This window comes from Micromonospora sp. IBHARD004 (assembly GCF_052814115.1).
Genome location: NZ_CP199934.1, coordinates 906,888 through 921,698 on the forward strand (window position 1 = coordinate 906,888; position 14,811 = coordinate 921,698).

12 protein-coding genes are annotated in these 14,811 nt (G+C 73.3%); 8 read left to right on the forward strand and 4 right to left on the reverse strand.

The window, feature by feature from the left end; all coding sequences use genetic code 11:
- Positions 1-119: 119 nt before the first annotated feature.
- On the reverse strand, positions 120-674 hold the full coding sequence (locus tag ACTWO6_RS04520) for a TetR/AcrR family transcriptional regulator (RefSeq protein WP_446218372.1): 555 nt from the start codon (positions 672-674) through the stop codon (positions 120-122).
- 77 nt (positions 675-751) lie between these two features.
- Here ACTWO6_RS04520 and ACTWO6_RS04525 point away from each other — a divergent pair, with 77 nt between their 5' ends.
- Positions 752-1,228 carry a nuclear transport factor 2 family protein gene (locus ACTWO6_RS04525; protein WP_446218373.1) on the forward strand — a complete coding sequence of 159 codons (477 nt, stop codon included), beginning with the start codon at positions 752-754 and terminating at the stop codon, positions 1,226-1,228.
- A gap of 29 nt (positions 1,229-1,257) precedes the next feature.
- On the opposite strand, the gene ACTWO6_RS04530 is transcribed toward ACTWO6_RS04525, so the two are convergent.
- Positions 1,258-2,169 (reverse strand): cyclase family protein, encoded by a 912-nt coding sequence (locus tag ACTWO6_RS04530; protein WP_446218374.1) that lies wholly within the window; start codon positions 2,167-2,169, stop codon positions 1,258-1,260.
- A gap of 330 nt (positions 2,170-2,499) precedes the next feature.
- Between ACTWO6_RS04530 and mfd the strand changes: the two genes are divergently transcribed.
- The 4 genes from mfd to ACTWO6_RS04550 all read left to right on the forward strand — a co-directional run bounded on the left by mfd (position 2,500) and on the right by ACTWO6_RS04550 (position 9,753).
- The gene (mfd, locus tag ACTWO6_RS04535; RefSeq protein ID WP_446218375.1) at positions 2,500-6,171 is read left to right on the forward strand and encodes a transcription-repair coupling factor; all 3,672 of its coding nucleotides are present in this window, start codon (positions 2,500-2,502) and stop codon (positions 6,169-6,171) included.
- Between the two features lie 89 nt (positions 6,172-6,260).
- The gene (locus tag ACTWO6_RS04540) at positions 6,261-7,037 is read left to right on the forward strand and encodes a hypothetical protein (protein ID WP_446218376.1); all 777 of its coding nucleotides are present in this window, start codon (positions 6,261-6,263) and stop codon (positions 7,035-7,037) included.
- A gap of 2 nt (positions 7,038-7,039) precedes the next feature.
- Positions 7,040-8,035: a nucleoside triphosphate pyrophosphohydrolase gene (locus ACTWO6_RS04545; protein ID WP_446218377.1), complete on the forward strand. Its 996-nt coding sequence runs from the start codon at positions 7,040-7,042 to the stop codon at positions 8,033-8,035.
- Between the two features lie 98 nt (positions 8,036-8,133).
- Positions 8,134-9,753, forward strand: a complete 1,620-nt coding sequence (locus ACTWO6_RS04550; RefSeq protein WP_446218379.1) for a DUF885 domain-containing protein — start codon at positions 8,134-8,136, stop codon at positions 9,751-9,753.
- Positions 9,754-9,822: 69 nt separating this feature from the next.
- Here the strand turns inward: ACTWO6_RS04550 and nudC are convergent, their stop codons facing one another.
- Positions 9,823-10,671: an NAD(+) diphosphatase gene (gene nudC, locus ACTWO6_RS04555; protein WP_446218381.1), complete on the reverse strand. Its 849-nt coding sequence runs from the start codon at positions 10,669-10,671 to the stop codon at positions 9,823-9,825.
- A gap of 239 nt (positions 10,672-10,910) precedes the next feature.
- Here nudC and ACTWO6_RS04560 point away from each other — a divergent pair, with 239 nt between their 5' ends.
- Positions 10,911-11,732, forward strand: coding sequence for an alpha/beta fold hydrolase (locus ACTWO6_RS04560; protein ID WP_446218382.1), 822 nt, complete (start codon positions 10,911-10,913; stop codon positions 11,730-11,732).
- 188 nt (positions 11,733-11,920) lie between these two features.
- On the opposite strand, the gene ACTWO6_RS04565 is transcribed toward ACTWO6_RS04560, so the two are convergent.
- On the reverse strand, positions 11,921-12,613 hold the full coding sequence (locus ACTWO6_RS04565) for a hypothetical protein (protein ID WP_446218383.1): 693 nt from the start codon (positions 12,611-12,613) through the stop codon (positions 11,921-11,923).
- Between the two features lie 233 nt (positions 12,614-12,846).
- Here ACTWO6_RS04565 and eno point away from each other — a divergent pair, with 233 nt between their 5' ends.
- Together eno and ACTWO6_RS04575 are read left to right on the forward strand one after the other, a co-directional pair.
- Positions 12,847-14,130 carry a phosphopyruvate hydratase gene (gene eno / locus ACTWO6_RS04570; RefSeq protein WP_446218384.1) on the forward strand — a complete coding sequence of 428 codons (1,284 nt, stop codon included), beginning with the start codon at positions 12,847-12,849 and terminating at the stop codon, positions 14,128-14,130.
- Between the two features lie 29 nt (positions 14,131-14,159).
- Entirely contained in the window at positions 14,160-14,795 is a 636-nt protein-coding gene (locus tag ACTWO6_RS04575; RefSeq protein ID WP_446218385.1) for an FtsB family cell division protein, read from the forward strand.
- The last annotated feature ends 16 nt before the right edge of the window (positions 14,796-14,811 follow it).

Consider the following 14,811-nt stretch of genomic DNA (forward strand, 5'->3'; position numbering starts at 1 on the left):
GCGAAGGAGAACCGGGTGTCACGGCAGGGGAGGCTGCCGCGCGACCAGCTGACAGCACCGCCAGCGACGTCGTACGGGGCGGGCAGCAGTGAGCAGGCCGCGGCGGGTGCCCCCGAGCCTCATCGGGCGGCCGGCGCGGCCAGCCCGTCGAGGATGATGCGCACGGCCCGGTCCAGCGTGTCCGGGTCTGCGCCGGCGATCGTGGTGGCCTGGCTGAGTCCCCGCAGCAGCAGGTAGACCTCGTCGACGCTGGCGTCGGCGCGGGCCATGCCGGCCTGCTGCGCCCGGACGAGCAGGTCGGCCACCGCCGCGCGCAGCTCCCCGGAGGCCCGGATCGCGGCGGCGGTCATGCCGCCTTCGGCCGACAGGAGACCGAACAGTGCGACCTTCGCCGGCGCACCCGACACCATCGTCCTGATCATCGTGCTCAGCGCCTCGCCCGGCGGGGCGTCGTCGGCCAGCCGGTGCGCCTCGTCGACGAGCAGTCCCAGGTGGCGCAGCAGGGTGGCCTCGATCAGGTCCTGCTTGGTGGGGAAGTGCCGGAACAACGTGCCGATGCCGACGCCGGCGCGGCGGGCGATCTCGTCCGTGGCGGCGCCGGCGCCGGCCTCGCCGAACACCTCCTCGGCGGCGGCGAGCAGGCGGTCCCGGTTGGCCCGGGCGTCACTGCGCATCGGATCCCCCCTTGATAAACGGAGTTGCTGCTCCGTATATTCGGAGTATCTACTCCACTTAACTATTCGGAGTCATCATGCCCGAACCGCTCATCCCCCGCGACGTCGCCCACCGTCTGCTCGACGGCGTCGTCGCCCTCGTCACCGGAGACCGCGCCCAGATCGACCGGCTCGCGGCGCTGTACGCCGAGCGAACCCACGTCGCGCACCCGATGGCGCCACTCGGTGACACGCCGCTGCTGACCCGGGAGGACGTGCGCGAGCACTTCGCCAACGGCATCCCGGCCGGCACGCCGGTCCTCGCCGGGTTCCGTGCCGAGGACATTCACCTCCACGAGACGACCGACCCGGAGGTCGTCGTCGTCGAGTTCGTCTATCGGGGCGACGGCGCGGGCAACCCGTTCGAGGTGCCGTGCGTCTTCGTCCTGCGGGTACGCGACGGCCAGATCGTCGCCTCCCGCGACTACGTCAACCACCTCGAGTTCGCCCGGATCCACGGTGGCCTGGGACATCTCCTCCGGGCGATGGAGAGCCGGACGGCCGCCACGCCGTGACCCGGCCGGGCCGTCCCCCCGTACGCGGCTCAGCCCTCGACAACCCCGAACGCGCGGACCGGGAAGGTGCCCATGCCGGCCACCCGCGGCGGGGCGGCGGTGAACCGGAAGCCGGTCGGCGGCAGCGCGTCCAGGCCGGTCAGGTGCTCCACGATCGGCACGCCGGCCGCCAGCAGCGCGCTGTGCGCCGGGCGCTCGCCGGCAGCCGCCGGGCTCATGTCGTCGATGTTGATCGAGTCGATGCCGACCAGAGCGGCGCCGGCGTCCACCAGGGCGCGGGCGGCGTCCCCTGTCAGGTACGGCGCCTCGGGTCCGGCGTACCGGTCGGTGCCGAAGTGCGCGTCCCAGCCGGTGTGCAGCAGCACCGCCCGCCCGGCCACCTCGTACGGGGCCAGCAGCAGCGGGTCCACCGCGCGGGTGCCGGCCGGCACCCGGACCACCAGCCCGGGCAGGTCGGCGAGGCGGTCCAGCGGCGTACCGGTCAGGTCGGGGCCGTCGGCCCAGCGGTGCGCGGGCGTGTCGAGGTAGGTGCCGGTGTTCGCGATCATGTCGACGCGGGCGACGTGGAACTCGGTCCCGGGGGCGTAGTTTGCCCGGGACGCCTCCCGGGTCAGCCACTCGGTGATCCGGGGCGCCGGCCAGCCCGGCAGCGTGGTCATGCCGTCGCGGATCACGTGGCTCAGCTCCACCAGGCGCCGGCCGGTCGGCGCGCCGGTCACCACGCCACGGCCGCCCTTGTGCGGCTCCTTGATGATCGTTTTCTCGGTGATCCGGACGTCGGCCACCATCAGCAGCCCGAGGTGCCGGACGAAGAGGATGCCCAGGTCGTCGTCGCTGATCTCCGGGCCCGGGATGTCCAGCCGAAAGCCCTCGGTCCGCAGCCCTCCACCGTTGGCGAAGTCGACCTCCGCGTCGAACCGCGCCCGCCACTGCTCTGCCATGCCCCGACCCGATCACGCCCGCCCGCATCGGTCAAGATCCGTCCGCCCGGTCAAGATCCGCACAACTTCACGGAAAGAGTGACCTCCGGGCGCGGAATGACCACTCTTTCCCCGAAGTTGCGCGGATCTTGGCGGTGGAGGCGCGCAGGCGGGCAGTGAGCGGGGGCGCGGCGGGGTCGGCGCGTGGGGATGGTGGGGGCGCGGGAAGGGGGAGAAGGTCGGCGGGCGGAGATAAGCTGGCAGACGTGGACCCCCCGTCCGTCCGGACGCGGGGCATCTGTCGTGTGCCACGCCCCGCGCCGGCCCGGCGACATCCTTGGAAGTGATCACATGCTCACCGGACTGTTCTCCGCCGCCCTGGCCGACCCCGGGCTGGCCCGGGCGCGTGACCTGGCGCGCTCCGGTGCCGCTCAGGTCGACGGGCTCGACCTGACCGCCCCGGCGGCGTTGCGCCCGTTCGCGGTCGCCGCGGTCGCGGCCGAGCCCGACGGCGCCGTCGGCGGCGGGGGCGCCGGTCGGCCGGTGCTCGCCGTCACCGCCACCAGCCGGGAGGCCGAGGACCTCGCCTCGGCGCTGGGCAGCCTGCTCCCGGCGGAGCAGGTGGCGGTCTTCCCGTCCTGGGAGACGCTGCCGCACGAGCGGCTCTCCCCGCGTTCCGACACCGTCGGGCGGCGGCTGGCGGTGCTGCGCCGGCTGGCGCACCCCGGCTCGGCCGACCTGCACGGGCGTACCGGGCCGCTGCGGGTGGTCGTGGCGCCCGTCCGGTCGCTGCTGCAACCCCAGCTCAAGGGGCTCGGCGACCTGGAGCCGGTGCAGCTCACCGCCGGTGAGGAGGCGGACCTGGAGGAGGTCGCCCGCCGGCTCATCGACATGGCGTACGCGCGGGTCGACCTGGTCACCAAGCGGGGCGAGTTCGCCGTCCGCGGCGGCATCCTGGACGTCTTCCCGCCCACCGACGAGCACCCGTCCCGGGTCGAGTTCTGGGGCGACGAGGTGGAGGAGATCCGCACCTTCGCCGTCGCCGACCAGCGCACCATCGAGGGCGTGCCGCAGCTCTGGGCGCCGCCCTGCCGGGAACTGCTGCTCACCCCGGCGGTCCGCAAGCGGGCCGCCGCCCTGGCCCAGGAGCACCCGGAGCTGGCCGAGATCCTCGACAAGCTGGCCGAGGGCATCCCGGTCGAGGGGATGGAGTCGCTGGTCCCGGCGCTGCTCGGCAACGAGAGCCTGGAACTGCTGGTGAACTGCATGCCGGCCGGCACCCACGTGCTGCTCTGCGACCCGGAGCGGATCCGCACCCGGGCGCACGACCTGGTGCGTACCTCCGAGGAGTTCCTCCAGGCGAGCTGGGCCGCGGCCGCCGTCGGCGGCCAGGCCCCGGTCGACCTCGGCGCCGCCGCCTTCAAGACCCTGGCCGACGTACGCACGGCGGCCCGCGCCCTGCGCCAGCCCTGGTGGACCCTCGCGCCGTTCGGCCTGGTCGAGGCGGACGCCACCGCCCCGGCCCGGCAGCCCTGGGAGGACGCGCCGACCGAGGTCGACGTCACTCCCGACGACGCGATCGCGGTGTCCCTGGCCGCCCAGCCCGCGCCGCTCTACCACGGCGAAACCGCGCGGGTGGTCGACGACCTGAAGCGCTGGGCCGGCGAGGGCTGGTCGATCGCGCTGGTCTTCGAGGGGCACGGCCCCGCCCAGCGGGCCGTCGAGGTGCTCCGCGACGCCGGCCTCGGCGCCCGGCTCGCCGAGGAGGTGCCGGCCGCCCCCGCCCCCGGCGAGCTGCTGGTGAGCTGCGGCTGCCTGACCGCCGGCTTCGTCGACGAGGCGTCCCGGTTCGTGCTGCTCACCGGCAACGACGTCACCGGCGGCCGGGGCACCTCCACCCGGGACATGCGCAAGATGCCGAGCCGGCGGCGCAACACCATCGACCCGCTGGAGCTGAAGGCCGGCGACCACGTCGTGCACGAGCAGCACGGCATCGGCCGGTACGTCGAGCTGGTGCAGCGCACCGTCAACGGCGCCTCCCGGGAATACCTGGTCATCGAGTACGCCCCGAGCAAGCGGGGCCAGCCCGGCGACCGGCTCTTCGTCCCCACCGACCAGCTCGACCAGCTCTCCCGGTACGTCGGCGGCGAGCAGCCCACCCTGCACAAGATGGGCGGCTCGGACTGGCAGAAGTCGAAGGCCCGGGCCCGCAAGGCGGTCCGCGAGATCGCCGCGCAGCTGATCCAGCTCTACGCCGCCCGCAAGGCGTCCAAGGGGCACTCGTTCGGCCCGGACACCCCGTGGCAGCGGGAGCTGGAGGACGCCTTCCCCTGGCAGGAGACGCCGGACCAGCTCGCCGCCATCGAGGAGGTCAAGCGGGACATGGAGCAGACCGTCCCGATGGACCGCCTGATCTGCGGCGACGTCGGGTACGGCAAGACCGAGATCGCGGTCCGGGCGGCGTTCAAGGCGGTGCAGGACGGCAAGCAGGTCGCCGTGCTGGTGCCCACCACCCTGCTGGTGCAGCAGCACTACAACACGTTCGCCGAGCGGATGGGCCAGTTCCCGGTGACCATCCGGCAGCTGTCCCGGTTCCAGACGCCGAAGGAGAGCGAGCGGACGTTGGAGATGGTCGCCGACGGCACCGTCGACATCGTCATCGGCACCCACCGGCTGCTCCAGACGGCGACCCGGTTCAAGCAGCTCGGCATGGTGATCATCGACGAGGAGCAGCGGTTCGGCGTCGAGCACAAGGAGCACCTGAAGACGCTTCGCGCCTCGGTCGATGTGCTGAGCATGTCGGCCACGCCGATCCCGCGGACGCTGGAGATGGCGATCACCGGCATCCGGGAGATGTCCACCATCGCCACCCCGCCGGAGGAGCGGCACCCGGTGCTGACCTTCGTCGGGGCGCAGGACGACCGGCAGGTGGCGGCGTCCATCCACCGGGAGCTGCTCCGCGACGGGCAGGTCTTCTACCTGCACAACCGGGTCGAGTCGATCGACCGGGCGGCCCGCCGGATCCGGGAGCTGGTGCCCGAGGCGCGGGTCGCGGTGGCGCACGGTCAGATGGGCGAGGACGCGCTGGAGAAGGTCATGGTCGGCTTCTGGGAGAAGGAGTTCGACGTCCTGGTCTGCACCACGATCGTGGAGTCCGGCATCGACATCCCGAACGCCAACACCCTGATCGTGGAGCGGGCCGATTTGCTCGGCCTGGCCCAGCTGCACCAGATCCGCGGCCGGGTCGGCCGGGCCCGGGAGCGGGCGTACGCGTACTTCCTCTACCCGCCGGAGAAGCCGCTCACCGAGCACGCGCACGAGCGGCTGGCCACCATCGCCCAGCACACCGAGCTGGGCGCCGGCATGTACGTGGCGATGAAGGACCTGGAGATCCGGGGCGCCGGCAACCTGCTCGGCGGCGAGCAGTCCGGCCACATCGAGGGCGTCGGCTTCGACCTGTACATCCGGATGGTCGGCGAGGCGGTCTCGGCGTTCAAGGGCGAGCAGCCCGAGGAGGAGGCCGACGTCAAGATCGACCTCCCGGTCGACGCGCACCTGCCGCACGACTACGTCGGCGTGGAGCGGCTGCGCCTGGAGATGTACCGCAAGCTCGCCGAGGCGCGCGACGAGGAGCGGCTGAGCGAGGTGGTCGCGGAGATGACCGACCGGTACGGCGAGCCGCCAGCCCCGGTGCAGAACCTGGTCGCGGTGGCCCGGTTCCGGCTGCTGGCCCGCCGGTACGGCCTCACCGACGTCTCGATGCAGGGCAAGCACCTCCGGTTCGGCCCGCTGCCGCTGCCGGACTCGAAGCAGCTCCGGCTCAAGCGCTACCACCCGGACTCGGTCTACAAGCAGGCCGCGGACCAGGTCAGCGTCCCGCGCCCGAGCACCCGCCGGGTCGGCGGCGAGCCGCTGCGCGACCAGGCCCTCCTGGAGTGGTGCGCCCAGCTCCTCAAGGACGTGCTGGGCGAGCCCGAGGAGCGGGCCGGTTCTGCCCGCCCCGCAGTGGCGAGCGGAAGGTGAGACGGGCGAGCCGGCCCTGGCGGGGGCCCGGTGAGCGGGCCCGGTGGGTGGCGTCACAGCCGCGTGGCGGGCGTGAGAGAGTGACCGGCATGCGTGCTCGCCGTCTCATCGCCGCCGCCAGCGTCGCGGCCCTCGCTGTGCTCCCCCTCGCCGCCTGCGGACGGTCGGCGCCGGACGTCGCCGCGTACGTGGGTGACCGGACCTACTCGGTCGACCGGGTGGACGCCATCCTCGACGAGGCCCAGGTGGCGTACGCGGAGGCGATGAAGGCCGCCCCCGCGCAGCAGGGGGCGACCCCCGCGCCGGAGCAGCTGAAGTTGAACGTGGATCGGCAGGACATCCTCAACCTGCTGGTCGGCATCGACCTGGGCAAGCGGATCGCCACAGAGCGGAAGGTCCAGGTGGCGGACCAGCTCAGCGCCGAGCAGATCGGCCGGGAGCTGCGCGTGCCGAACACCGAGTACGCGAAGCTCGCCGCCGAGTGGTACGACCTCTACCTGGGCCTGGAGGCGGGGCTGCCGCCGGCCGAGCTGACCGACGACTCGCGCGGCGATCTCTACGACGCGCTGGTCAAGGCAGGTGTGGCCCCGGCCGGTTGGTCCGCCGACGAGCAGCGCCAGCAGTTCGAGCAGGCGCCGTTCACCCGCCAGGTCTCCGCGGTGAGCGCGGCGCTCCAGGACGAGGTCGAGAAGCTCGACGTCACGGTCAACCCGCGCTTCGCGGCGCTGGAGATCCCGGCGCTGCTGCAGACCCAGAACGGCCTCCACCAGTACGACCTGCCGTACGTCGACGGCAACGGCCAGGTGACCGACATCTCCACGCCGGAGCCGGTGGCCACCGAGGCGACCGAGCAGGCGGCCTCCTGAGCATGTCCGCGCGGATCGTCCTGCTGGTCACCTCGCCCCGGCTGCCGGCCGGCCTGCTGACCGCGGCCGCCTGGGACGTCGTACGGTCCGCTCCGGTGCTGGCGGGCGTGGAGAGCGCGCTGACGGCGGCGGTCCGCTCGGCGGGCGCCGAGGTCTCGGTGCGGGTCGGCGGAGGCGCGACCCAGGCGTTGCTGGACGCGGTGGCCGCGCACGGCACGGCGGTCTGGCTGGCCGGCCCGGCCGGCGACGAGGCGCTGGCCCGGGAGCTGGGACTGCGGCTGGCCCGGGAGCCGGGCCTGGCCGAGTTGGAGCTGATGTACGGCTCCTGGGATCCACCGGGCGCTCGGCTGCTGGACGCGGTCGAGGTGATGGACCGGCTGGCCTCGCCGGGCGGTGACCCGTGGAAGCTCGCGCAGACCCACCGGAGTCTCGCCGGCTTCCTGCTGGAGGAGTGCTACGAGGCGTACGACGCGATCAGCGCGGACGACACCGACGCCCTCCGCGAGGAGTTGGGCGACGTGCTGCTCCAGGTGCTGCTGCACGCCCGGCTCGCCGAGGATCTGCCCGAGGGCGAGCGGTGGAACGTCGACGACGTGGCCGGCGGGCTGGTCGACAAGATGGTCCGCCGCAACCCGCACGTCTTCTCGGGCGCGCAGACTGGCTCGCTGGAGGAGATCGAGGCGAACTGGGAGCGGATCAAGCGCGCCGAGAAGGCCCGCGAGTCGGTGCTGGACGGCATCGCGCTGAGCCAGCCCGCCCTCGCCCTGGCCGCCAAGATCCTCGATCGCGCCGCCCGGGTCGGCCTCGCCGTCCCGCCACCGCTCGCCGACTCCCAGGTCGACCCCGAGGCCAGACTCGGCGCCAGCCTCCTCTCCACCGTCGCGGCCGCCCGCGAGGCCGGAATCGACCCCGAGGCCGCCCTCCGCCGCACCACCCTCGCCTACGCCGAAGCCGTCCGCACCGCCGAACGCGAGGCCCGCACCAACCCGCCCAGTTGACCATGAAGGTGTTGTCGTCCGGCACGGCGTGTCGTGACGACAACGTCATGATCAGCTGAGGGAGGGCCGACGTCGGGGTCGGTCGGTAGGGTCGAGGGATGGAGTCGTTCGTGCCGCTCGCTGAGCGGATCGTCGAAGCGTTGCTGGAGAGCCGGCCGGGGCTGGCCACGTCGGCCGGGGACCACCGGTACGACGACCGGCTGCCGGACCTTTCCGCGGACGCGGTCGCGGCGGACCAGGGGATGCTCAAGGAGGCCGCCGACGCGCTCTCCGAGATCGACCCGGACTCGCTCGACCTGGAGGAGGGCGTCGACCACGCGCTGCTGAGCAGCCTCGTCGACCGGGCGCTCTTCGAGTCGACGGAGATCCGCGCGCACGAGTGGGACCCGCTGCGGCACAACCCGGGCCCGCTGCTGCACGCGCTGCTCGCCCGCCCGTACGCGCCCGTCGAGGAGCGGCTGACCCACCTGGCCGGGCGGCTGTCGGACGTACCGGACGCCCTGGCGACCGCGCGCGCCACGCTGCGCGACATGCCGCGGATCCACGCCGAGACGGCGGTCGGGCAGTTCACCGGGACGGCGGCGCTGATCCGCGACGAGGTGCCCCGGCTGCTGGCCGAGGCGCCGGGGCTGTACGGCCGGATCGAGCCGGTCGCGATCGACGCGATCGCCGCGCTGGAAGAGTTCGTGGCCTGGCTGCGGATGGGCCTGGCCGCCGACTCCGGGCCCGGGCGCGACCCGCGGCTGGGCCGGCGCCGCTGGGAGGCGCGGCTCTGGCACACCCTCGACACCGAGCTCAGCGCCGCCGAGGTGCAGCGCCGGGCCTGGGCCAACCTGGAGCGGGTCACCGCGGAGATCCGCGAGGCGGCCGTCGAGCTGGTCGGCGGTCCGGCCGACGACGGGACGGTGCGCCGCGCGCTGGACCTGCTCGCCGCCGAGCACCCGGACGACAACTCCATCGTGGACCTCGCCTCGGTCACCCTGGACGAGGCGAGCGACTTCGTTCGCGCGCACGACCTGATCACCCTGATCGACGACCCGTGCGTGATCCAGGAGATGCCGGAGTTCGCCCGGGGCGTCGCGGTGGCGTACTGCGACTCGCCGGGCCCGCTGGAGACGGCCGACCTGCCGACCTTCTACTGCATCGCGCCCACCCCGGCGGACTGGCCGGCGCACCGGGTCGAGTCGTTCTACCGCGAGTACAACGACCACATGATCCGCAACCTGACCGTGCACGAGGCGATGCCCGGCCACTTCCTCCAGCTCGCCCACGCCCGCCGGTACGCCGGCCCCACCCGGGTCCGCGCGCTGACCGAGTCCGGTGTGTTCGTCGAGGGCTGGGCGGTCTACACCGAGGAGCTGATGGCCGGCCTCGGCTTCGGCGGCCTGCCGGTGCGGTTGCAGCAGCTCAAGATGCAGCTCCGGATGACCATCAACGCGCTGCTCGACCAGCTCGTGCACTGCGAGGAGCTGCCCGAGTCGGAGGCGATGGCGCTGATGACCGGGCGCGGCTTCCAGGAGGAGGGCGAGGCGGCCGGCAAATGGCGCCGGGCGCTGCTCACCTCCACCCAGCTCTCCACCTACTTCGTCGGCTACAGCGAGATGGCCGACATCGCCCGGTCCCGCCCGGACGGGGTGCCGGTGCGCGAGTGGCACGACGCGATGCTGGCGCACGACTGCCCGCCGCCCCGGCACCTGCGTACCCTGCTCGGTGTCTGAGCCGCCGGAGCACCTGCGGGCGGCGCCCTTCACCTGGCCTCGGCCTGAGGCCGCGGGCGCCGCACGGGCTCAGCGCCGCGCGGCGGTCACCGTCGCGTCGATCAGCCAGCGGGAGATCGAGTACGCCGGCGGCAGCTCCGCCGGCAGCGCGTCCAGTGGGAACCAGCGCGCCTGCACCAGCTCCCGCCCGTCGACCACCGGCTCGGCCGTGGGGTCGGCGGCGGTGGCGGTGAAGCCGGCCAGCAGCGTCCCCGGCCCGGACATCGCCCAGGGCTGGCTGCCGAAGTAGGTGACCCGGCCGACGGCCAGCCCGACCTCCTCGGCCACCTCCCGGTGCACCGCCGCCTCCAGCGACTCGCCCGCCTCCAGGAAGCCGGCGACCAGCGCCCAGAGCTCCGTCGGCCCGTACGCGTGCCGGACGAGCAGCAGCTCGTCGGTGCCACCGGCCGGGCCGGGGCGGGTGATCGCGGTGAGCACGGCGGCGGAGAGCCCCATCGGGACGTACAGATCGCAGCCGGGGCAGCGGCGGGCCGTCTCGCCGGGCACGTCGGCCAGTTCCGCCCGGCAGGCGCCGCACCAGCGGTGGGTACGCCGCCAGGTGAGCACCGCCAGCGCCCGACCGGCGAGCGTGGCGAGCGGTTCGGGCAGCTCGGCGGCGAGCGCGCGCCAGCTGCGCCAGCGCCCTCCGTCGTCCTCGCCCGGGATCACCTCGGCGCCCCAGGCGGGTACCCCGTCGAGCGTGCCCAGTGGCACCCAGCGGGTTTCCGGCGGCAGGTCGGCGACCCGGGGGAAGGCCCCGTCCGGCGCGGTCAGCAGCCGGCGGCCGGCCACCGGCAGGGCCAGGTCGTCGGGGCCGGGCGGGACGGTGGCGTCCGATCCCGGCAGGAAGCCTGCGCGGACGGGCTGGGGGACCGACATCCGTACGACCCTAACGGGTGGGGTTCGCGGTGGTGGACGTGGCGATGGAGACCGATCGGCAACGACCGGTCGGGGCCCTCCCCCTTCGCTCGCAGCGCGTTTCGGTGAACCGGCCGTCCCCCGGCCGAGGGCCGGCCTAGCATCGGGTGAAGTCGACCCTCCCCCTGCTGGCCTGCGGCGACACGGCGCGCGCGGCTCGGTCGTCCGCACCCCACGGCTGTGACCAGGAAGGTAGCGGCATGAGTTTCATCACGACCAGCGACGGCACGGACATCTACTACAAGGACTGGGGCGAGGGTCCGGTCGTCACCTTCTCCCACGGCTGGCCGCTCAGCGCGGACGCGTGGGACGGGCAGATGCACTTCCTGGCGCACAACGGCTTCCGGGTGGTCGCCCACGACCGTCGCGGCCACGGCCGGTCCAGCCAGGCCGGCACCCGAAACGACATGGACGGGTACGCCGACGACCTCGCCGCGGTCATCGAGGCGCTCGACCTGCGGGACGCCACGCTGATCGGCCACTCGACCGGCGGCGGCGAGGTGGCCCGCTACGTCGGCCGGCACGGCACCGGCCGGGTCGCCAAGGCGGTGCTCATCTCGGCCGTACCGCCGATCATGGTGCAGACCCCGGACAACCCGGAGGGCCTCCCGACCAGCGTGTTCGACGAGCTGCGCGCGAACCTGGTCAAGGACCGGTCGCAGTTCTACCAGGACCTGGCGCAGATGTTCTACGGCGCAAACCGGCCCGGCGCGAAGGTCTCGAAGGGGATCCTCGACCAGTTCTGGCTGTGGAGCATGCAGGCCGGGCTGTGGAACGCGTACGAGAGCATCAAGGCGTTCTCGGAGACGGACTTCCGGGACGACCTCGCCAAGTTCGACGTCCCCACGCTCGTGCTGCACGGCGAAGACGACCAGATCGTCCCGGTGAAGGACTCGGCGCGGAAGACCGCCCAGCTCGTCCGGAACGCGCAGGACATCTACTACCCGGGCGCGCCGCACGGCATCACTTCGACCCACCAGGATCAGGTCAACAAGGATCTGCTCGCGTTCCTCCGCAGCTGATCGCGTCCCGGGCCGACGACGTGCGGTTCCGGCCGTCGGGCGGGTGCTGCCGCCGGCGGCAGCGCTCGGCGTGCTCGCGGCGCTTCTCGTCGCCGCGGCGGTCGGCGAACGGCTGGCCCGCGCCAGATGAGGTCACCCGCGTCGGAAGCGCCGGCTCCGGCGGTGAGGGGTCGGAGGCGCCGCTGCGGTCAGGACGACGCGCTGCGGCGGTCCACGACGCCCGCGCCGGGCGGCACGTGGAAGGCGGCCGGATCGACCGTCTCGGTGTAGCCGGTCAGCGCCACCTCCGCCGGCTTGCCGTCGAGGGTGCCGGTGAAGCTGCCGAGCACCCCCTCGGTGGTGACGCAGGCGTTGAACCGGTCGCCGGAGCTGGTGACGTCGACGCAGGTGGCGTGGTGTCCGGAGAGCGTGGTGTCGCTCTGTGTGATGGTCGCCTCCGGGTCGAGGGCCGCGGCGGTGAGCAGTCTGATCACGGCCGGCGGGGTGACCAGGCCGAGCTTGCCGGCCTCCGTGTAGACGGCGACCGACGGCTTGCCGGCGGTGAGCACCGGGGGCACCACGGTGCACGAGGTCCGGCCGGCGGCGATCGCGCAGGTGGTGACGGCCTCCTGGGTCACCGTGATCTTGCCGGCGGGCCAGGTGTACGCCGACCGGAGCGGGTCCGCCGTCTGGGCGATCGAGGCGGTCTTCCCACCGGGGAGCTGGTAGTCGGCGGCCCAGGTCTGCTCCAGCGCCCGGTCCATCCGGGCCGCCAGGTCGTTGACCAGGTCGGCGCGGCCGAGGGCCTGTCCGGCGTCGTCGAGCGCCTGACACCCGGTGACCGTCAGCGACGCGATGACCGAGGTGGCGAGCACGCGGAGAGTGGTCGAGGCGGCGGGCATGTCGCCCAGCCTTGTCGATCGGGGCAACCTCTCGCAAACCCGTTGCCGGTTGACGCCCGAGAATCCGGGAATGTCCGTCGTGGCGGGGTGGCCGACGTCGCTCCGGCCCGTTCGGGGTGCGCCGGGCCACGACGTGCGCTCGACCGTCGCCCGATACGCTGCGTTCAACACCTGCCTCAGCCGCACCGTCGCGGCCCATACCGGACCGGAACACACAAACGAGGAGCGACTCAGTGGCAACCATCGAGGGAATCGTCGCCCGGGAGATTCTGGACTCGCGGGGCAACCCGACGGTCGAGGTCGAGGTCGGGCTCGACGACGGCACGATCGCCCGCGCCGCCGTGCCCTCCGGCGCCTCCACCGGCGCCTTCGAGGCGATCGAGCTGCGTGACGGTGACGCGGACCGCTACCAGGGCAAGGGCGTCGAGAAGGCCGTCTCGAACATCGAGGACCGGATCGTCGACCAGCTCATCGGGTACGAGGCCAGCGAGCAGCGGCTGATCGACCAGAAGATGCTCGACCTCGACGGCACGGACAACAAGGCCGAGCTCGGCGCCAACGCCATCCTCGGCGTCTCCCTGGCGATCGCGAAGGCCGCCGCGGGCAGCGCCGAGCTGAGCCTGTTCCGCTACCTGGGCGGCCCGAACGCGCACCTGCTGCCGGTGCCGATGATGAACATCCTCAACGGTGGCGCGCACGCCGACTCCAACGTCGACGTCCAGGAGTTCATGATCGCGCCGATCGGCGCGCCCACTTTCCGCGACGCGCTGCGCTCCGGCGCCGAGGTCTACCACGCGCTCAAGTCGGTGCTGAAGAAGAAGAACCTCTCGACCGGCCTCGGCGACGAGGGCGGCTTCGCCCCGAACCTGCCCACCAACGCCGCCGCGCTGGACCTGATCGCCGAGGCGGTGGAGAAGGCCGGCTACCGGCTGGGCACCGACATCGTCTTCGCCCTCGACGTCGCCGCCACCGAGTTCTTCGACAACGGCACCTACACCTTCGAGGGCAGCCCGAAGACCGCCGAGGAGATGAGCAACTACTACACCAAGCTCATCGGCGACTACCCGATCGTCTCCATCGAGGACCCGCTCTCCGAGGACGACTGGAGCGGCTGGGCCACCCTGACCGCGGCGGTCGGCGACCGGATCCAGATCGTCGGCGACGACCTCTTCGTCACCAACCCGCAGCGGATCGCTCGCGGCATCACCGAGAAGGCCGCCAACGCGGTGCTGGTGAAGGTCAACCAGATCGGTTCGCTGACCGAGACCCTGGACGCGGTGGACCTGGCCCACCGGGCCGGCTTCAAGTGCATGATGAGCCACCGCTCCGGTGAGACCGAGGACACCACCATCGCCGACCTGGCGGTGGCCACCGGCTGCGGCCAGATCAAGACCGGCGCCCCGGCCCGCTCCGACCGGGTCGCCAAGTACAACCAGCTCCTGCGCATCGAGGAGGAGCTGGCCGACGCGGCGCGGTACGCCGGTGCGGGTGCGTTCCCGCGTTACCGTTCGGCCTGAGCGCGTAGCTCCGGGGGAGGGGTGTGACGATGCAGCAGCGCCGCACACCGGGTGGTCAGCGTCCCGTCCGCCGGCCGGGTCAGGCCGGCCGGGCGGGCGGGGCCCGGGCCCGGTCGTCGGCCCGCGAGGGTGGCGTCCGCGCCGAGCCGCGCGGCGCCGCCGGCCGGTCGTCCGGCACGGCCCGAGGCGCCGAGGGCGTACGCTCCGCGAACCGGCCCGCCGCCCGGCGGACGGCTGCCGGGGGCGGCGTCAAGCGGCTCTCCGCACCCCACCCCCGGCGCTTCACCGGGCGGGCCACCGTGCTCTTCGCGGTGCTGATCGCGCTCGCCCTGGCGTACACCTATCCGGTCCGGGTCTACCTGGACCAGCAGGCCGACATCGAGCGGATGGAGGCGTCCCAGGCCGATCAGCGCCGGGTGATCGAGGAGCTCTCCGCCGAGGCGGCCAAGTGGCAGGACCCGGCGTACATCGAGACGCAGGCCCGGGAGCGGTTCTTCATGGGCAAGCCGGGGGAGACGCTGCTGGTGGTGCTCTCCGACCCGGAGGGCGCCGCGAAGGACGCCGGCAAGGGCGCGAAGCCGGGGCCGCCCAAGGCGCCCGATCCCTGGTACGACACGCTGTGGTCGAGCGTGCAGGCGGCGAACGCCGAGCGCCCCGACAAGTGAGCACCACCTGAGCGCC